This is a genomic window from Nocardia sp. JCM 34519.1 (assembly GCF_020361265.1).
GTDB lineage: Bacteria > Actinomycetota > Actinomycetes > Mycobacteriales > Mycobacteriaceae > Nocardia > Nocardia arthritidis_A.
This window is the reverse complement of record NZ_JAIRBR010000005.1, coordinates 311,971-329,193: the sequence shown is the minus strand read 5'-3', so window position 1 is coordinate 329,193 and position 17,223 is coordinate 311,971. Positions and strand designations below refer to the sequence as shown.

Below are 17,223 nucleotides of genomic sequence, written 5' to 3'. Positions count from 1 at the left end.
GGCCGCTTGGATAACCGGGTTCAGAGGCGCGCCGGGCGGATCATCCGCCCGGCCGCCGCATGTTGCGACAAGTTTCGGGAGCACGAGTGAAATTCCATCGGGTACTGGCGATCCCGGTCCTGGTAGCTACCGCCGCCCTCACCATCACGGCGTGCGGTGCCAATGACAAGGCGTCTTCCGACACGGTAGTCCGCATCGGCACCACCGACAACGATCCCTCGTGGGACGTCTTCGAGCAGCGGGCCAAGGAGAAGGGTATCGCGATCAAGATCACCCACTACTCCGACTACAAGCAGCCCAATGTCGCGCTCTCGCAAAAGCAGATCGACCTGAATCTCTTTCAGCACCTGCAGTTCCTCGGCACGTACAACGTCGCGAACAACGACGATCTGACCCCGATCGGCTCCACCTACATCGTGCCGCTCGGCCTGTACTCGAAGAAGCACAAGGCGCTCGCCGAGATCCCGCAGGGCGGCGAGATCGCCATCCCGAACGACCCGACCAACCAGGCCAGGGCGCTGTTCGTGTTGCAGGCCGCCGGTTTGGTGAAGCTGTCCGGCACGCCGCGCCAGCCCTCCCCCGTCGATATCGACAAGGGCGCCTCCAAGGTGAAGGTCACCCCGGTCGACGCCGCGCAGACCGCGCTGTCGCTGGCCTCGGTGGACGGTTCGATCATCAACAACACCTTCCTGGACCGCTCCGGCATCGACCCGAATTCCGCGCTGTACAAGGATGATCCGAAGGATCCGAACGCCGAGCCCTACATCAACGTCGTGGTGGCCAGGAAGGCGGATAAGGACAACCCGCGCTACCAGCAGATCGTCGATCTGTGGCACGACCCGGCCGTGCAGCAGGCGCACGCCGAGGCGACCAAGGGCACCGCGCTCGAAGTGAAGCGCCCGGCGGCCGATCTGGAGCAGATCCTGCAGCGGGTGCAGCAGCAGGCGCGTTCGGACAAGTGAGTACGGATAACCGACCTGCGGTCGAATTCCGCTCGGTCACCAAGGTTTTCGGTAAGGGCGCGGATCGCCATGTGGCACTGGACAATATCGATCTGCGCATCGAACGCGGCGAAATCTTCGGTGTGATCGGCTATTCCGGCGCGGGTAAGAGCACCCTTGTGCGGTTGATCAACGCGCTGGAGCGGCCGACCAGCGGCACGATCGAGGTCGCGGGCACACCCATCACCGGTGTCTCCGAGGCCAGCGTGCGCCGGCTGCGCCGGGATATCGGCATGGTGTTCCAGCAGTTCAACCTGTTCCGATCCCGCACGGCCGCAGGCAATATCGAATATCCGCTGAAGGTGGCGGGGTGGAAGCGAGCCGAGCGCAAGGCGCGGGTGGCCGAATTGCTCGACTTCGTCGGCCTTTCCGACAAGGCACGCAGCTACCCGGATCAGCTCTCCGGCGGGCAGAAGCAGCGGGTCGGCATCGCCCGCGCGCTGGCGACCAATCCGTCGCTGCTGCTCGCCGACGAGTCGACCTCGGCGCTGGACCCGGAGACCACCGGTGAGGTGCTGCGGCTGCTGAAGAAGATCAATGCCGAACTCGGCGTCACCATCGTGGTGATCACCCACGAGATGGATGTGATCCGCGCGGTGGCCGACCGGGTCGCGGTGCTCGCCGAGGGCCGGATCGTCGAATTGGCAAGCACATTCGAGGTTTTCGCGGCACCGCGGGCGACGCCGACACAGTCGTTCGTGGAAACCGTGCTGCACAACCGCCCGTCGGCCGCGGAGTTGGCCAGGCTCCGGGAACGCCACGGCGGCAGGCTGATCACCGTCGAGGTCGACGACCGGCGCGGCATCGGCGAGGCACTGGCGACGGCCACACACGCCGGTGTGCGCTTCGAGGTGGTCTACGGCGGGGTCAGCACGTTGCAGGACAAGACATTCGGCAGCGTGACGCTGGCGTTGCACGGCCCGGACGACGCCGTCGAGAAGGTGATCGACCAGCTCGACCGCCAGGCCGTCGCCGGTGAACCGGCCGGGTCGTGAAAGGGGCTGCCATGCATCAGGATTGGGACAAACTGCGGCCGGTGCTGAACGAGTCGATCGGCACCACGATCTATTTGGTGCTGGTCACCTTCGTGGTCGGCGGACTGATCGGGCTGTTCCTCGGCACCGCCCTCTACACCACCCGCAAGGGCGGACTGTTGGCGAACGCGCCGATCAACCTGCTGCTCAACGTCGTGGTGAATGTGGTGCGGCCGATCCCGTTCATCATCCTGCTCGCCGCGCTGGGCCCGGTGACGCTGCAGGTGGTCGGGACCACGATCGGCAGGGACGCGGCGGTATTCGTCATGATCGTCGCGGCCTCGTTCGCGATGGCGCGGATCGTCGAGCAGAATCTGGTGACCGTCGATCCCGGTGTCATCGAGGCCGCTCGCGCGGTCGGCGCCGGGCCGCTGCGGATCATATTCACGCTGTTGATCCCGGAGGCGTTGGGGCCGTTGATCCTCGGCTACACGTTCGTGGTGATCGGCATCGTCGACATGTCGGCGATGGCGGGCGCCGTCGGCGGCGGCGGACTCGGCGATTTCGCACTGACCTTCGGATATCAGCGATTCGACTGGCAGGTGACGTTCGTCGCCATGCTGATCATCATCGCCGGCGTGCAGATCGTGCAGTTCTTCGGCAACTGGCTGGCCCGAAAAGTGCTGCGCCGCTGAGTTTTCCGCACAACCAGCAGAGGGCGCCGAGCATATCGCTCGGCGCCCTTCGCGGTTCAGCCCGCGTTGTGCGTGCAGGCCGTCTGCAGGATGGTCGCCTGTACCGGGACCGCGCTCAGCGAGGCCACCGGCGGGCCGAAGGCGTCGATCGCGGCACGCTCGGCCTCGGCCTTGGTCGGCGCCGACCGGCCGATCATCGAGCCGTTCTTCACCGCGATCGAACCGCATCCGTCGACGAACCGGACGATGACGCTGCAGTGTCCGGATACACAGCGCCCCAACGCCGAAGCGTCCGATTCTTCCCAGCTCGGGAAGTCGGTGGCCCAGATGGTGTGCGCCTTGCCGTCGACCACCTCGACGGCCATCGATCCGTAGTACCTACCGTCGGGCCCCGCCTCGGCCGATGCGAAACCCGCACCGACCGTCACCGCGGCCATCGACGAAACAGCCAACCCCAGGGCAGCTTTGCCCAGTACAGACATCGAGAATCTCCCCGTTCGAACGGCTTCCGAAGCGAAGCCATCCCCGATCTTGGTGGAGCCCGGCTCCGATGTCCAACCCCGGGTGGCGGAATCCGTTGCTACTGCGCGTTCTTGGCGCACTGCGTCGCGACGATATCGGCGGCGCGCGGCGACGCGCTGCCCAGATCCGGGAACGGCGGCGCGCTCTCCCCGAGTCCGGCGACGGCCTGCTGCTCCGCCTCCGCCTTGGATGGCGCGGTGGCCCAGCCGAATCGGCCGTCGGCGGCCCGTGCGACGGCCGTACAGCTGTCGCTGTACCGCAATTCGATCTGGCAGTCGTAGACGCCGCACTGGTCGATCGCGACGGCGTCGGCGGATACCCAGCTGCGCTGGTCCACCGACAGGCCGATCCGGCCGGTGCTACGGGAGATCGACAGGGTGCCGAAGTAGGTGCCCGAGGCGGGCACGGCGGGCGCGGCGCTCGCCTCGACGGCGCCGAAGGCCGCGACCGACGTCACCGCGAGCCCGAGCACCGAATTCCGCAGTAGTGACACGACGAATTCCCTCCCGTTTGCGAAGTCCAACGGGCTCGATCATCGTGCAGCGCACCCGGACTGTCCAGTATTCCGTTGCGATCCAGCGGATTCGGGCCGCCGACGGCGAGGCAGCGGCGGCAGTCGAGCGCATCGCATTCGGCGGGTGACGGGGTCTCGGTGTCGAGCAGCGACCCGATACCGAGGCCGGCCAGGCCGAATGCCGCGACCGAGGTGGCGGCGATCAGCGAATTACGAAACAACATAGCGTTTTTCCTCCCCTTCTCCGACCCGCCTTGCCCCCACGCGCCAGGCGATGCGTTTACTGCCTGCTCCGAGCCTTTTCCCCCAACTCGACCCCGCCGCGACGACATCCGTGGCCGTGACGGGTGCGATCCCGGTAATCGCCAGTCCCGCTGCGGCATACGGCGCAACCAGCCGTGAAAGTAGGCCCGCATCGGTCACGGCCGGTCCGGCGGCCCGGTCGTGCTCGGTCACCGACAGCAGAATCGTCAGTGCCGCACCGGGTTTCATGATACCGGCCACGGACGCCAGCATGTGGTCATCCGCGGTCAGCAGGCCGTGCAACAGCGAACCCCACGGGAAATTCACCGTCACCCGATCTGCGACGCCCGTCAACGCGGCGGGCAGACGTTCGACACCCGCGGCGACGAATATCGCGTTGGACGGTCCACCGCGCAGCGCCCGCCGGGACGCCTCGGCCATCGCCGAAGCATTCGCGTCGACGCCGATCACCAATAGTTCGGGATCGGCCGCCGCCGCGGCCAGCACCGCCCGACCGTCACCGGTACCCAGGTCGATCCGCACCGCCCGATAACGGGCGATCAGATCTCAGAATCAACCGACATCCATATCAGACATGTTCCTACCTCGTACAACACGCATGTCGGCAGCGTAACGACGAGCCGCCGACGTGCGCATCCGAATTTTCCCGGTTGGGAACCCCAACGTAGCAACCGGCTCTCAGCCCCACATATAGCCATAACTGGTCAGGCCAACTCGGCATGCGGACCGCGGTGTATCGCCAGATACACGTCGTTACGGATGGAGTTGGCCGCGGCTGCCGTGAGCGTGCATGTCAGCGGTCGAATGACCAGCCGCACAACGGCATTCGTCTGGCCAGGCACGATTCCCAACCTGCCCCTTGCCGTTTCGGGTAGGTCGGCGTAGGGCGTGCGGGCGGTGACGTGCACCGATTCGATATCGTCCGCCCGGTCGCGCAGCGCAGCCCGCACCAGATCGCCGAGGGTTTCGTCGTCGGTGTCGTCCTCGATCACCACGGATAGGTCGCGCCGCACCGCGGGCAGCGCCGAGACCGGCCGCCACGGCGTGAGATCGAGCAGTTGTCCGACCGCCCGCGGGTCGTCCGCGCGCAGGTACCGGATATCCGGAATTCCCTTGCGCAGCATCAGCGCTCGATCCAGCCCGAGGCCGAGCGCCAGCCCGGACCAGCGCGCGGGATCCAGTCCGGCGCCGCGCAGCACATTCGGTGCGATGCGGCCGCATTCGGCCAGCTCGAGCCATTCGTCGCCGAGCAGCACATCCACCTGACAGCCGTCGACCGTGTACGGATGCCGCGCCGGTGTGGTTCGCCATCGTGCGCCCGGCAGCACCGCCGCGACGAGTCGGTCGATCATCTCCAGCAGGTCCGCCGCGCCGAGGTCGGCGGCGGAGCGCAGCCGCCACAGATCGACCTGGTGCGGCTCGCCCGCGTGGATTCGGTCGACGACATCCCTGCGGTAGACGAGCCCGGGCACGACGATCAGCTCGTCGATCGAATCGCCTTGGGAGACAAGCGCATGCCGACGCAGGACGACCGGTATATCCGCGGTGGTGTGGCTGCGCAACATGACGGTGGGGCTCAGATATCGGGTGTAGCGCGCGTCGCGGGTGATATCGCCCGGGTCGTAGCCGAGCCCGTCGTAGTTGTCCGCCACCGCGACGATCGGCGGTGTGCGGACCAGGCGGACCGGTATCGCCCACGCGGTGGTCAGCGCGGTAACCAGGTCGTCGAGCAGCAGCTGCATGGCGTGCGGCCCCTGCGCGGCGTCGGTGAGGTCCCGGATGGTCAGCGCGCGGGACAGTTCGGTGAGATCGAGATAAGTGGTCACGGTATTTCCTCGGAGTTCGATCGGATGGGTTGCTCATCCCCGGTCCGACCGCTGCGGGAAATTACGTGTGCTCAGCGCACGCCGACGAGCCCGCGGCCGAAAGCCGGCCGGGGCACAGAAATCGCCTGCGCACGTTCATGATTCGATCCTAACAACCGATGCACCCGATTTATCGCCGAAGGCCGCCCGATCCGGTGTGCGACACCGGTTCGGGCGGCCTTCGATGCGGGTTAAACCGTGAATCCGAGGGCGCGCAACTGCTCGCGCCCGTCCTCGGTGATCTTGTCCGGACCCCACGGCGGCATCCAGACCCAGTTGATCTTGAGATCCTCCACCAGCCCGCTGCGCACCAGCGCGTTGCGGGACTGATCCTCGATGACGTCGGTGAGCGGGCAGGCCGCCGAGGTGAGCGTCATATCGATGGTGGCGATATTGTCCTTGTCCACCTGCAGCCCGTAGACGAGGCCCAGGTCGACCACGTTGATCCCGAGTTCCGGGTCGACGACGTCGCGCATCGCCTCCTCGATATCCTCGAGCAGTTTGATCTCCTCGGCCGACAGTTCGGCCGTTTCGGTGGCCGGGGTGGCCGGTGTCTCGGTCATGACATATCCCCATTCCCCATGGTCCGCTTGGCCTCTTCCGCAGAGGTTATCCGCACGACGGCATCCTTGAACGCCATCCAGCCGAGCAGCGCGCATTTCACCCTGGCCGGATATTTGCTGACGCCGGCCAGCGCGACGCCGTCGCCGATCACATCCTCGTCGCCCTCGATCGCGCCGCGGCTGGAGATCATCTCGCTGTACGAGTCGACCACCTTCAGCGCCTGCTGCACCGGCAGCCCGATCACCTGATCGGTGAGGATCGAGGTGGCGGCCTGGCTGATCGAACAGCCCTGGCCGTCGTAGGAGACGTCGGCGACATCGCCGTTGTCGTCGAGCCGCACGCGCAGGGTCACCTCGTCACCGCAGGTCGGGTTGACGTGGTGCACCTCGGCGCCGAACGGTTCGCGCAGCCCGCGGTGATGCGGATGCTTGTAGTGGTCCAGGATGACTTCCTGGTACATCTGCTCCATGCGCATGTCTTATGCAACTCCAAAGAACTGCTGAGCCTTCCGCACCGCGGCGACCAGCGCATCCACCTCGTCGAGGGTGTTGTAGACGCCGAACGAGGCGCGGGCGGTGGCGGCGATGCCGAACCGGCGGTGCAGCGGCCAGGCGCAGTGGTGCCCGACCCGGATGGCGACGCCCTGGTCGTCCAGGATCTGCCCGACATCGTGTGCGTGCACGCCGTCGACGACGAATGCCACCGCGCCACCGCGGTTCACGTTCTCGGCCGGGCCGATGATGCGAACGCCGTCGAGTGCGCCGAGTCCGTCCAGCGCCGCGCTGACCAGCATATGTTCGTGCGCCGCAATGGCTTCCATGCCGATTCCGCCGAGATACCGCACGGCCGCGCCCAATCCGATGACCTGCGAGGTCATCGGCGTACCCGCCTCGAAGCGCTGCGGCGGCGGCGCGTAGGTGCTGTGATCCATGAAAACGGTCTCGATCATGGAGCCGCCGGTGATGTACGGCGGGGTGTCCGCGAGCACCGCGCGGCGGCCGTAGAGCACGCCGACGCCCATCGGGCCGTACATCTTGTGACCCGAGAACGCGGCGAAATCCACGTCCAGCTCGCGGAAGTTCACCGGCAGATGCGGCACCGACTGGCAGGCGTCGAGCACGGTCAGCGCGCCGACCGCCTTCGCGCGCCGCACCAGCTCGGCGACATCGGCGATCGCGCCGGTCACATTGGCCTGGTGCGCGAATGCGACAACCTTTGTCGCGGGCGACAATTCGAGCGAATCGAGGTCGATGCGGCCGTCATCGGTGGCCCCATACCACTTGAGCGTGGCACCGGTCCTGCGCACCAACTCCTGCCACGGAACGAGATTCGCGTGATGTTCCAGCTCGGTGATGACGATCTCGTCGCCCGGACCGACGTGGTAGGGAAAACGGTTGTCCCCGAAGGCATTCACCACGAGGTTCAGCGATTCGGTCGCATTCTTGGTGAAGACGATCTCGTCCGCGTCCACGCCGACGAACGACGCGACATCGGCCCGCGCGCCCTCGTAGGCGTCGTTCGCCTCCTCGGCCAACTGGTGCGAGCTGCGATGAACGGCGGCATTGCTTTCGAGCAGGAACGCCCGCTCGGCGTCGAGCACCTGGAGCGGTCGCTGCGCTGTCGCACCGGAATCCAGGTACACCAACGGTTTTCCGTCGCGCACGGTGCGGCCGAGGATCGGGAAATCGGCCCGGATCCTCGCGACATCGAGTGTGCGCACGGTGGCTGTCATATCAAGCTCCTACAGCGGCCGAGGTGAATCGCACGTATCCGTTGGCGTCGAGTTCCTCGGCGAGTTCGGGGCCGCCCTCGGCCACGATCCGCCCGCCGACGAAGACGTGCACGAACTGCGGCTGGATGTAACGCAGGATTCGGGTGTAGTGGGTGATCAGCAGGATGCCGCCGTTCTCGCGCTCCTTGTAGCGGTTGACGCCCTCGGAGACAATGCGCAGCGCGTCGACGTCCAGACCGGAGTCGGTTTCGTCGAGGATCGCGATCTTCGGCTTCAGCAGACCGAGCTGCAGGATCTCGTGACGCTTCTTCTCACCGCCCGAAAAGCCTTCGTTCACACTGCGTTCCGCGAAGGCCTGGTCGATCTCCAGCTCGGACATCGACTCCTTGACCTCCTTGACCCAGTGCCGCAGCTTGGGCGCCTCGCCGCGCACGGCGGTGGCGGCGGTGCGCAGGAAGTTCGACATCGAGACGCCGGGCACCTCGACGGGGTACTGCATGGCCAGGAACAGGCCGGCCCGCGCGCGCTCGTCCACCGACATGGCGAGCACATCCTCGCCGTCGAGGGTGATCGAACCCTGGGTCACCGTGTACTTGGGATGACCGGCGATCGCGTACGAGAGGGTCGACTTGCCGGAGCCGTTGGGGCCCATGATCGCGTGCGTCTCACCGGATTTCACGGTGAGATCGACGCCCTTGAGGATCTTGACGGTCTCACCGTCCGGCGTGGCGACCTCGACGTGCAGGTCCTTGATTTCCAGGGTGGTCATGAAGTTCCTTTGCGGGATAAGGGGATTCGGGTTCAGGCACCGATAGCGGCGAGTTCGGCCTCGATGGCCGTCTCCAGCCGCTCCCGGACCTCGGACACGGCGATCTTCTGGATGATCTCGTGGAAGAAGCCGCGCACCACCAGACGGCGGGCCGCCTCTTCCGGAATACCGCGGGCGCGCAGGTAGAACAGCTGCTCGTCGTCGAAGCGGCCGGTGGCGCTGGCGTGCCCGGCGCCGACGATCTCGCCGGTCTCGATCTCCAGATTCGGCACCGAATCGGCGCGGGCGCCGTCGGTGAGCACCAGGTTGCGGTTCACCTCGAAGGTGTCGGTGCCCTCGGCGGCGGCGCGGATCAGCACATCGCCGACCCAGACCGTGCGGGCATCGCCCTTCGGCGAGGCCGGATCGCCTTGCAGCGCACCCTTGTACAGCACATTGGATTTGCAGTTCGGGACCGCGTGGTCGACCAGCAGGCGCTGTTCGAAATGCTGTCCGGCGTCGGCGAAGTAGAGGCCGAGCAGTTCCGCGTCACCGCCGGGGCCGTCGTATTTGACGGTGCCGGTGAGGCGAACCAGGTCGCCGCCGATGGTGACGGCGGTGTGCCGCAGCGTGGCGTCGCGGCCGAGCCGGGCGTGGTGCGCGGTGGCGTGTACCACGTCGTCGGCCCAGTCCTGCACCGCGACCACGGTGAGCCGGGCGCTGTCGCCGAGCACGAATTCCACGTTCTCCGCGTAGGTTCCGCTGCCCCGCTGGTCGATGACCACGGTGGCGACGGCGAAATTGCCGAGACGGATCTGCAGGTGACCGTATGCGGTCTTGCCCTCGCCTGGCCCGATGACGGTGATCGTAACCGGCTCGGCCACTTCGGTTTCCGCGCCAACGGTCACCACGGTGGCCTGTTCGAAGCCCGAGTATGCCTGCGCCGCTACGCGATCCGACGGCACACCGGCGGCGCCGAGCCGAGAGTCATCGCGGTCCACCGTTTCCACGGTGACGCCCACGATCGGGGTGACCTCGACGGTGGCCTGCCCGTCACGCACCGCGGTGCCGTCGTGCAGACCGCGCAGGCGGCGCAAGGGGGTGAAGCGCCACGCCTCGTCCTTGGCGGAGGGCACCTCGAAGGCGTTCACATCGAAGGAGGTGAACACCTCGCCCTTGTTGATCGCGATGCGAGCCTCGCCGGCCTCGGCAACGTTCTGGACTGCCATCAGCCGACGGCTCCTTCCATCTGCAGTTCGATCAGGCGGTTGAGTTCGAGCGCGTACTCCATCGGGAGTTCCTTGGCGATCGGCTCGACGAATCCGCGCACCACCATCGCCATCGCCTCGTCCTCGGTCATACCGCGGCTCATCAGGTAGAACAGCTGATCCTCGGAAACCTTGGAGACGGTGGCCTCGTGGCCCATCGTCACGTCGTCCTCGCGGATGTCGACGTAGGGGTAGGTATCCGAGCGGCTGACCGTATCGACAAGCAGCGCATCGCATTTCACCGTCGACTTGGAGCCGTGCGCACCCTTGTTCACCTGGACGAGGCCGCGGTAGGAGGCCCGGCCGCCGCCGCGCGCCACCGACTTCGACACGATGGTCGACGAGGTGTGCGGCGCCAGGTGCAGCATCTTCGCGCCGGTGTCCTGGTGCTGGCCCTCACCGGCGAACGCCACCGAGAGCACTTCGCCCTTGGCGTGCTCGCCGGTCATCCAGACCGCCGGGTACTTCATGGTGACCTTGGAGCCGATATTGCCGTCGATCCACTCCATGGTCGCGCCCGCCTCCGCCTTGGCCCGCTTGGTGACCAGGTTGTAGACGTTGTTCGACCAGTTCTGGATGGTGGTGTAGCGGCAGCGGCCGCCCTTCTTCACGATGATCTCCACCACCGCGGAGTGCAGGGAATCCGAGCTGTAGATCGGCGCGGTGCAGCCCTCGACGTAATGCACGTACGCGCCCTCGTCGACGATGATCAGCGTCCGCTCGAACTGGCCCATGTTCTCGGTGTTGATCCGGAAGTAGGCCTGCAGCGGAATGTCGACGTGCACGCCCGGCGGCACGTAGATGAACGAACCGCCCGACCACACCGCCGTGTTCAACGCGGAGAACTTGTTGTCACCGGCCGGGATCACCGAACCGAAGTACTGCTGGAAGATCTCCGGATGCTCCTTGAGACCGGTGTCGGTGTCGAGGAAGATCACGCCCTGCTGTTCCAGATCCTCGCGGATCTGGTGGTAGACGACCTCCGACTCGTACTGCGCGGCGACACCCGCGACGAGGCGCTGCTTCTCCGCCTCCGGGATACCCAGCTTGTCGTAGGTGTTCTTGATGTCCTCGGGCAGCTCGTCCCAGCTGGCGGCCTGCTTCTCGGTGGAGCGGACGAAGTATTTGATGTTGTCGAAATCGATGCCGTCGAGCTTGGAACCCCACGTCGGCATGGGCTTGCGGTCGAAGATGCGCAACGCCTTGAGCCGGATGTCGAGCATCCACTCCGGCTCGTTCTTCTTGGCCGAGATGTCGCGCACGACCGCCTCGGAAAGACCACGTTGCGCGCTGGCGCCAGCGACATCCGAGTCAGCCCAGCCGTAGCCGTACTTACCCAGGGAGGCGATGGTCTCCTCCTGGGTGAGCGGCTGCACCTGGTCAGTGGTCGTCGTCATTCGGCACTCCTTCCGGAGTCGTTCGTTCGTACCGTCGCGGGCTGTGCGGCGGATTCTGTTGTGGCAGTTCGATTTTCGGTATTGGGCAGGACGAACAACGGCACGTGCGTCGTGCACGCGCAGTCGCCGTTGGCGATGGTGGCCAGCCGCTGCACATGTGTGCCGAGCAGTTCCCGGAACGCCGCCAGCTCGGCCTCGCACAGCTGCGGGAACTCCTCCGCGACGTGCGCGACCGGGCAGTGATGCTGGCAGATCTGCACGCCCGCGCCCACCTTGCGGGTGGAGGCGGCGAAGCCCGCGCCGGTGAACGCCTCGGCGATCTCCCCGGCCTTGGCCGCGGTGCGCTCCGGGGTGTGCACGTCGAGCGGTTCGATCCCGGCCACGATAGTGCGCGCCCGTTTCCTGGCGAATTCGGTGATGGCCTGTTCGCCGCCGATCTCGCCGAGCTGGCGGATGGCCGCCCCGGCCAGATCGTCGTAGGCGTGACCCAGCCGACCGCGGCCCGCGGCCGTCAACTGGTATTGCTTGGCCGGCCGGCCGCGACCTTTCTGCTGCCACGGCGCGGACCTGCCCGCCCGCGCCTCACCCGATTCGATGAGCGCGTCGAGATGCCTGCGCACCCCGGCCGGGGCCAGGCCGAGCCGCTCCCCGATGGCGGTCGCGGTGATGGGCCCCTCCTCGAGCAGCAATTTCACAATGGCCGCCCGGGTATGCCCCTCGCCTCCGACCGTCGCGGGTGCGACGGCCGACCCGGCGGCAGGGCTGTGACCTGCGCCGTCGTCGTTGTTCCGCAAACCCACGGTTTTCACAACATCAGTGTGGCGGAATTCCTTCCCGAAATCTAATAAGGGTGCCCTGAGTACTTGACGCCCCGAACTGGGCAAATGCCGCATCCGTCCAGGACGCGACCGGAATGATCCGCTGCGAGCCTGGTCACAGTGGCCGCATTGAATAACGAAATGGTTTCGAAGACGGTGATCATCTGGATCTGATCCGACCGGTGTGATCCGTCGGGCCAGCGCCTCGCACAGGAGCTCGGCCCGGCGCGGGTTACGGGCGGGCTCGCGCCCGACAGCGCCTACTAGGCTGCGTCTCGTGGCAGTACTGGACGGCGCGCGGCGCGGGGCATCCGCATTCCAGCGCAAGGCATCCGCGCTCGGGCGCCGGGCCCTCGGGCTCGACGTACCCGCGCCCGATCACACCATCGCGGTGTTGCACAGCGCGGAATCCGAGGTGCCGGGGCTCAACCGGAAGGAAACGGTTCAGCTCGACCGGATCCGGCTGCTCGGCGCGACCGGAACGGTGCTGATGGCGATCAGCGCGCTCGGCATCGGCGCGCAGCCGGTGCAGCAGAATCCGACATCGGGCATGCGGGTGCTCGGCCTGTTCGCGCGGGCGCACACCGGATCGCTGGCGATGTGCATGATCGGCACGGTCGTCGTGGTGCTGGCCTGGCTGCTGCTCGGGCGCTTCGCGATCGGCGGTCTCGGCGGATCCCCGGTGCACCGGCTGACCAGATCGCAGCTCGACCGGACCGTACTGCTCTGGATCATCCCCCTGAGCATCGCGCCGCCGCTGTTCAGCAACGACGTGTATTCCTATCTGGCACAGAGCGAAATCGCCGGGCGGGGGCTCGACCCGTACACGGTCGGGCCGAAGGCCGGGCTGGGCGTCGACAACGTGCTCACCCGGAATGTGCCGACCATCTGGCTGGACACACCGGCGCCGTACGGTCCGCTCTTCCTCTGGATGGGGCGCGGCATCGCCTACCTCACCGGCGACAACATCATTTTCGGCGTCTGGGCGCATCGAGTGCTGGCGCTGGCCGGTGTCGCGTTGATCGTGTGGGCGCTGCCCCGGCTCTCGGTGCGCTGCGGGGTCGCACCGGTCAGCGCGCTGTGGCTGGGCGTCGCGAATCCGCTGGTGCTGTTCCACCTCGTCGGCGGCGTGCACAACGACGGCCTGATGCTCGGATTGATGCTGGCCGGACTGGAATTCTGCCTGCGAGCCATCGAGGATATGCATCCGTTCAACGGGCGGGCGTACGCGATGCTGATCTTCGGGACGATCGTCATGACGATGTCGTCGGCGATCAAGTTCACCTCCATCATCGCGCTCGGCTTCGTCGGGATGGCGCTGGCCAGACGCTGGGGCGCCAGCTGGCGGGCGGTACTGATATCGGCCGCGATGCTCGGCGGAATAGCCATCGGCACAACGCTTTTCATCACCGCGGCGAGCGGTCTCAGCTTCGGCTGGATCTTCACCCTCGGCGTGGCGAACGCGGTGCGCAGCTGGATGTCGCTGCCGACGGCGCTCGGCATCATCACCGGATTCGGCGGCGTACTACTGGGATTGGGCGATCACACGACCGCTCTGCTCAGCATCACCAGGCCGATCGCCGCCGTCGTCGCCGGATTCCTTTCGCTGCGAATGCTTTTCGCCACCCTCACCGGGCGACTGCATCCGGTGGGCGCGCTCGGCGTCGCACTCGGCGCGATCGTGCTGCTCTTCCCCGTCGTGCAACCGTGGTATCTGCTGTGGGCGATCGTGCCGCTCGCCGCATGGGCGACCAAACCCGCCTTCCGCGTCCCGGCGATCGCGTTCTCGGCGGTGGTGAGCGTCATCCTGATGCCGCGTGGCGCCGACCTCGCGGTATTCCAGATCGTCGGGGCGGCGATCGCGACCGTGATCGTCTCGGTGCTGTTCATCGTGCTCACCAGAAATGTGCTGCCGTGGCGGCGCGAGCCGGGGGTGTCGGCTCCGTCACACCGGCCTACGCCCTACGGTGTCTCTCCGTGACCGAGCGAAACCTGGGCATTGCCGCCCTGGCAGGTACGCACCGCGACGAGGACGCGTCGTGACCACTTCCGGACCCGCCGTCCGTGTCGACGGGGTCGTCAAACGCTACGGGGAAACCACCGCGGTGGACGGGATCGGCTTCGATGTCGAACGCGCGCAGGTGCTCGCGCTGCTCGGCCCGAACGGTGCGGGTAAGACCACCACCGTCGAGATGTGCGAGGGGTTCGTCACGCCCGACGCCGGATCGGTGCGGGTGCTCGGCCTGGACCCGATCGCCGATTCGGATCGGCTGCGCCCGCGCATCGGCGTGATGTTGCAGGGCGGCGGCGCGTATCCGGGTGCGCGAGCCGGGGAAATGCTCGACCTGGTGGCCGCCTATTCGGCCGATCCGCTGGATCCGGAGTGGCTGCTGCGCACGCTCGGACTGCAGGACAATCGCCGCACCCCCTACCGGCGGTTGTCCGGCGGCCAGCAGCAGCGGTTGGCGCTGGCCTGTGCGCTCGTCGGGCGGCCGGAGATCGTCTTCCTCGACGAACCGACCGCGGGCCTGGACGCGCAGGCGCGGCTCATCGTCTGGGAACTGATCGATTCGCTGCGCCGCGACGGTGTTTCGGTGCTGCTCACCACGCACATGATGGACGAGGCCGAGCAACTGGCCGACCAGCTGGTGATCATCGATCACGGCCGGATCGTCGCGGCGGGCACGCCCGCCGAGGTGACCGCGCACGGCGCCGCAGGACAGTTGCGTTTCACCGCCCCACCGAAACTCGATCTCGAACTGTTGAAAGCCGCGCTGCCGGAAGGTTTCTCGCCGCGCGAGACCGCGCCGGGCGCGTATCTGGTGGAGGGCGAGATCAGCCCGCAGGTGCTGGCGACGGTGACCGCGTGGTGCGCGCGAATCGACGTGCTGCCCAGCGATATCCGGATCGACCAGCGCAGGCTGGAGGACGTCTTCCTGGAACTCACCGGACGGGACCTACGCGGATGAACCAGTCGGCACCGGCCGCGCGCTTCGCGCCCGGCACCTTCTCCCCCGACCCGCGGCCGAATTCGCGCCCGGCCATGCTGGCCGCGCAGACCCGGCTGGAGTTGATCCTGTTGCTGCGCAACGGGGAACAGTTGCTGCTCACCATGTTCATCCCGATCACGCTGCTGATCGGGATGACGCTGCTGCCGTTCGGCGATCTCGGATCGCACCGGGTGGACAAGATCGTGCCCGCAGTGATGATGGTCGCGGTGATGTCGACCGCGTTCACCGGCCAGGCCATCGCGGTCGGCTTCGACCGCCGCTACGGCGCGCTGAAACGCCTTGGCGCGACCGCGCTTCCGCGCTGGGGCATTATCGCGGGCAAGAGCGCCGCGGTGCTGATCGTCGTGGTGTTGCAGGCGATCCTGTTGGGCGCCATCGGATTCGCGCTCGGCTGGCGGCCCGGGCTCGCCGGGCTGGCGCTCGGCGCGGTGGTGATCGCGCTCGGCACCGCGACCTTCGCGGCGATGGGACTGCTGCTGGGCGGCACGCTGAAGGCGGAAGTGGTACTGGCGCTTGCGAATATCCTCTGGTTCATCCTGCTCGGCATCGCCAGTGTGGTTTTCGCCACCGACCATCTGCCCACGGTGGTGAACATCCTCGCCAGGCTGGCGCCGTCGGGCGCGCTCGCGGTGTGTCTGGAGGAGGCGATGCGCAGCAGCGTCGACTGGTTCGGGCTGGCGGTGCTGCTGGTGTGGGGCGGGGTTTCCGGCGCGCTCGCGACGCGCTGTTTCCGTTTCCAGTAGCGGATATTCGAACCTCAACGACGACATGTAGTAGTCCGGGTGCGGGCGTCGCCGAGGCGCTCGCTACCATCGTTGCGTGCTGTATCGCGCATTCCTGCGACTCGTCGATCTGCTGCCGCTGCCCTCCCTCCGGGTGCAGCGGGCGCTCGCCCTCGCGGTCATCATTTCGCAGGCCGGGATCTGCGTCACCGGTGCGATCGTCCGCGTCACCGCGTCCGGGCTCGGCTGCCCGACCTGGCCGGAGTGCTTCCCGGGCAGCTTCACCCCGGTCGGCGTGTCCGAGGTGCCGGTGTTGCATCAGGCCGTCGAATTCAGCAACCGGATGCTCACCTTCGTCGTCTCCCTGTGCGCCGGGCTCATCGTGCTCGCGGTGGTCCGCGCCCGCCGCCGCCGCGAGGTGCTGGTGTACGCCTGGCTGATGCCGGGCGGCACCGTGCTGCAGGCCGTGATCGGCGGCATCACCGTGCGGGCCGGGCTGCTCTGGTGGACCGTCTCGGTGCATCTGCTCGCCTCGATGCTCATGGTCTGGCTGGCGACCGTCCTGTTCGCGAAGGTCGGCGAGCCCGACGACGGCATCGAAACCGTCCAGGCGCCAACGCCTTTGCGCTGGCTCACCGGACTCACCGCGGTGGTGATGGCCGCGGTGCTGGTGGCGGGCACCCTGGTCACCGGCGCCGGACCGCATGCGGGCGACAAGAGCATCACGCGGCCGGTGCGGCGGTTGGAGGTGGATATCACCACCCTGGTCCACCTGCACGCCGAACTGCTCGTCGCCTACCTCTCGCTGCTGATCGGACTCGGTTTCGGGCTGTTCGCCGTCGGCATCACCCGTCCCGTCCGCATCCGGCTGTTCGCGGTGATCGCGACCGTCTGCGCACAGGCACTGCTCGGCGTGGTCCAGTACTTCACCCACGTGCCCGCGGCCCTCGTGGTCTGCCACGTCGGCGGCGCCACCCTGTGCATCATCGGCACCGCGATACTGTGGGCGTCGCTGCGCACCCGGGAGAAAGTGTCCGCGCCGGAGCCGGTGGCGCTGGCCACCTGAACCATCCGGCCGCCGGACCGATGACATAGGTCACTGCGGCCGAGGACCGGCGACCCGGTTGT

The 17,223-nt window shown here is 67.1% G+C and carries 19 protein-coding genes; 7 read left to right on the top strand and 12 right to left on the bottom strand.

Annotation, left to right across the window (positions count from 1 at the left end):
* Positions 1-86 precede the first annotated feature (86 nt).
* Genes LGY53_RS16155 through LGY53_RS16145 form a run of 3 tightly spaced genes read left to right on the top strand, consistent with a single transcriptional unit; the run spans position 87 to position 2,670 of the window.
* A complete protein-coding gene (locus LGY53_RS16155; protein WP_374111188.1) occupies positions 87-962 on the top strand; it encodes a MetQ/NlpA family ABC transporter substrate-binding protein in 876 nt (291 codons plus the stop codon).
* Positions 959-1,996, top strand: a complete 1,038-nt coding sequence (locus LGY53_RS16150; protein ID WP_225727486.1) for a methionine ABC transporter ATP-binding protein — start codon at positions 959-961, stop codon at positions 1,994-1,996. Before LGY53_RS16155 ends, LGY53_RS16150 begins: the two co-directional genes overlap by 4 nt.
* Positions 1,997-2,007: 11 nt before the next feature.
* On the top strand, positions 2,008-2,670 hold the full coding sequence (locus LGY53_RS16145; RefSeq protein WP_225727485.1) for a methionine ABC transporter permease: 663 nt from the start codon (positions 2,008-2,010) through the stop codon (positions 2,668-2,670).
* Between the two features lie 56 nt (positions 2,671-2,726).
* Here the strand turns inward: LGY53_RS16145 and LGY53_RS16140 are convergent, their stop codons facing one another.
* The 12 genes from LGY53_RS16140 to LGY53_RS16085 all read right to left on the bottom strand — a co-directional run bounded on the left by LGY53_RS16140 (position 2,727) and on the right by LGY53_RS16085 (position 12,437).
* A complete protein-coding gene (locus LGY53_RS16140) occupies positions 2,727-3,152 on the bottom strand; it encodes a DUF4189 domain-containing protein (protein ID WP_225727484.1) in 426 nt (141 codons plus the stop codon).
* Between the two features lie 98 nt (positions 3,153-3,250).
* The gene (locus LGY53_RS16135) at positions 3,251-3,685 is read right to left on the bottom strand and encodes a DUF4189 domain-containing protein (protein WP_225727483.1); all 435 of its coding nucleotides are present in this window, start codon (positions 3,683-3,685) and stop codon (positions 3,251-3,253) included.
* A complete protein-coding gene (locus tag LGY53_RS16130) occupies positions 3,646-3,930 on the bottom strand; it encodes a hypothetical protein (protein WP_225727482.1) in 285 nt (94 codons plus the stop codon). Before LGY53_RS16130 ends, LGY53_RS16135 begins: the two co-directional genes overlap by 40 nt.
* Positions 3,917-4,492 carry a class I SAM-dependent methyltransferase gene (locus tag LGY53_RS16125; protein WP_225727481.1) on the bottom strand — a complete coding sequence of 192 codons (576 nt, stop codon included), beginning with the start codon at positions 4,490-4,492 and terminating at the stop codon, positions 3,917-3,919. The genes LGY53_RS16130 and LGY53_RS16125 overlap by 14 nt, the downstream gene beginning before the upstream one ends.
* Positions 4,493-4,674: 182 nt before the next feature.
* A complete protein-coding gene (locus LGY53_RS16120) occupies positions 4,675-5,796 on the bottom strand; it encodes a hypothetical protein (protein WP_225727480.1) in 1,122 nt (373 codons plus the stop codon).
* 230 nt (positions 5,797-6,026) lie between these two features.
* Entirely contained in the window at positions 6,027-6,398 is a 372-nt protein-coding gene (locus LGY53_RS16115; protein WP_167475900.1) for a metal-sulfur cluster assembly factor, read from the bottom strand.
* Positions 6,395-6,874, bottom strand: coding sequence for a Fe-S cluster assembly sulfur transfer protein SufU (sufU, locus tag LGY53_RS16110; protein ID WP_167475901.1), 480 nt, complete (start codon positions 6,872-6,874; stop codon positions 6,395-6,397). Before sufU ends, LGY53_RS16115 begins: the two co-directional genes overlap by 4 nt.
* Positions 6,875-6,877: 3 nt before the next feature.
* A complete protein-coding gene (locus LGY53_RS16105) occupies positions 6,878-8,131 on the bottom strand; it encodes a cysteine desulfurase (RefSeq protein ID WP_225727479.1) in 1,254 nt (417 codons plus the stop codon).
* A gap of 1 nt (position 8,132) precedes the next feature.
* On the bottom strand, positions 8,133-8,900 hold the full coding sequence (gene sufC, locus LGY53_RS16100; RefSeq protein ID WP_167475903.1) for a Fe-S cluster assembly ATPase SufC: 768 nt from the start codon (positions 8,898-8,900) through the stop codon (positions 8,133-8,135).
* A 32-nt stretch (positions 8,901-8,932) separates the two neighbouring features.
* Positions 8,933-10,108: a Fe-S cluster assembly protein SufD gene (gene sufD / locus LGY53_RS16095; RefSeq protein ID WP_225727478.1), complete on the bottom strand. Its 1,176-nt coding sequence runs from the start codon at positions 10,106-10,108 to the stop codon at positions 8,933-8,935.
* Positions 10,108-11,544 carry a Fe-S cluster assembly protein SufB gene (gene sufB / locus LGY53_RS16090; protein WP_167475905.1) on the bottom strand — a complete coding sequence of 479 codons (1,437 nt, stop codon included), beginning with the start codon at positions 11,542-11,544 and terminating at the stop codon, positions 10,108-10,110. The genes sufD and sufB overlap by 1 nt, the downstream gene beginning before the upstream one ends.
* Positions 11,541-12,437 (bottom strand): metalloregulator ArsR/SmtB family transcription factor, encoded by an 897-nt coding sequence (locus LGY53_RS16085; RefSeq protein WP_225727477.1) that lies wholly within the window; start codon positions 12,435-12,437, stop codon positions 11,541-11,543. Before LGY53_RS16085 ends, sufB begins: the two co-directional genes overlap by 4 nt.
* Positions 12,438-12,639: 202 nt before the next feature.
* Here LGY53_RS16085 and mptB point away from each other — a divergent pair, with 202 nt between their 5' ends.
* From mptB to LGY53_RS16065, 4 genes are all read left to right on the top strand, one after another.
* Positions 12,640-14,343, top strand: a complete 1,704-nt coding sequence (gene mptB / locus LGY53_RS16080) for a polyprenol phosphomannose-dependent alpha 1,6 mannosyltransferase MptB (protein ID WP_225727476.1) — start codon at positions 12,640-12,642, stop codon at positions 14,341-14,343.
* 58 nt (positions 14,344-14,401) lie between these two features.
* Entirely contained in the window at positions 14,402-15,331 is a 930-nt protein-coding gene (locus tag LGY53_RS16075) for an ABC transporter ATP-binding protein (RefSeq protein ID WP_225727475.1), read from the top strand.
* Positions 15,328-16,116 (top strand): ABC transporter permease, encoded by a 789-nt coding sequence (locus tag LGY53_RS16070; RefSeq protein WP_225727474.1) that lies wholly within the window; start codon positions 15,328-15,330, stop codon positions 16,114-16,116. The genes LGY53_RS16075 and LGY53_RS16070 overlap by 4 nt, the downstream gene beginning before the upstream one ends.
* Positions 16,117-16,192: 76 nt before the next feature.
* The gene (locus tag LGY53_RS16065) at positions 16,193-17,161 is read left to right on the top strand and encodes a heme A synthase (RefSeq protein WP_225727473.1); all 969 of its coding nucleotides are present in this window, start codon (positions 16,193-16,195) and stop codon (positions 17,159-17,161) included.
* The last annotated feature ends 62 nt before the right edge of the window (positions 17,162-17,223 follow it).

Bases quoted from the DNA above. Each gene is read 5' to 3' on its own strand.
- LGY53_RS16145 (WP_225727485.1), top strand. From the start codon at position 2,008: ATGCATCAGGATTGGGACAAACTGCGGCCGGTGCTGAACGAGTCGATC.
- LGY53_RS16140 (WP_225727484.1), bottom strand. From the start codon at position 3,152: ATGTCTGTACTGGGCAAAGCTGCCCTGGGGTTGGCTGTTTCGTCGATG.
- LGY53_RS16130 (WP_225727482.1), bottom strand. From the start codon at position 3,930: ATGTTGTTTCGTAATTCGCTGATCGCCGCCACCTCGGTCGCGGCATTC.
- LGY53_RS16115 (WP_167475900.1), bottom strand. From the start codon at position 6,398: ATGACCGAGACACCGGCCACCCCGGCCACCGAAACGGCCGAACTGTCG.
- sufU (WP_167475901.1), bottom strand. From the start codon at position 6,874: ATGCGCATGGAGCAGATGTACCAGGAAGTCATCCTGGACCACTACAAG.
- LGY53_RS16105 (WP_225727479.1), bottom strand. From the start codon at position 8,131: ATGACAGCCACCGTGCGCACACTCGATGTCGCGAGGATCCGGGCCGAT.
- sufC (WP_167475903.1), bottom strand. From the start codon at position 8,900: ATGACCACCCTGGAAATCAAGGACCTGCACGTCGAGGTCGCCACGCCG.
- sufD (WP_225727478.1), bottom strand. From the start codon at position 10,108: ATGGCAGTCCAGAACGTTGCCGAGGCCGGCGAGGCTCGCATCGCGATC.
- sufB (WP_167475905.1), bottom strand. From the start codon at position 11,544: ATGACGACGACCACTGACCAGGTGCAGCCGCTCACCCAGGAGGAGACC.
- LGY53_RS16085 (WP_225727477.1), bottom strand. From the start codon at position 12,437: ATGCGGCATTTGCCCAGTTCGGGGCGTCAAGTACTCAGGGCACCCTTA.
- LGY53_RS16070 (WP_225727474.1), top strand. From the start codon at position 15,328: ATGAACCAGTCGGCACCGGCCGCGCGCTTCGCGCCCGGCACCTTCTCC.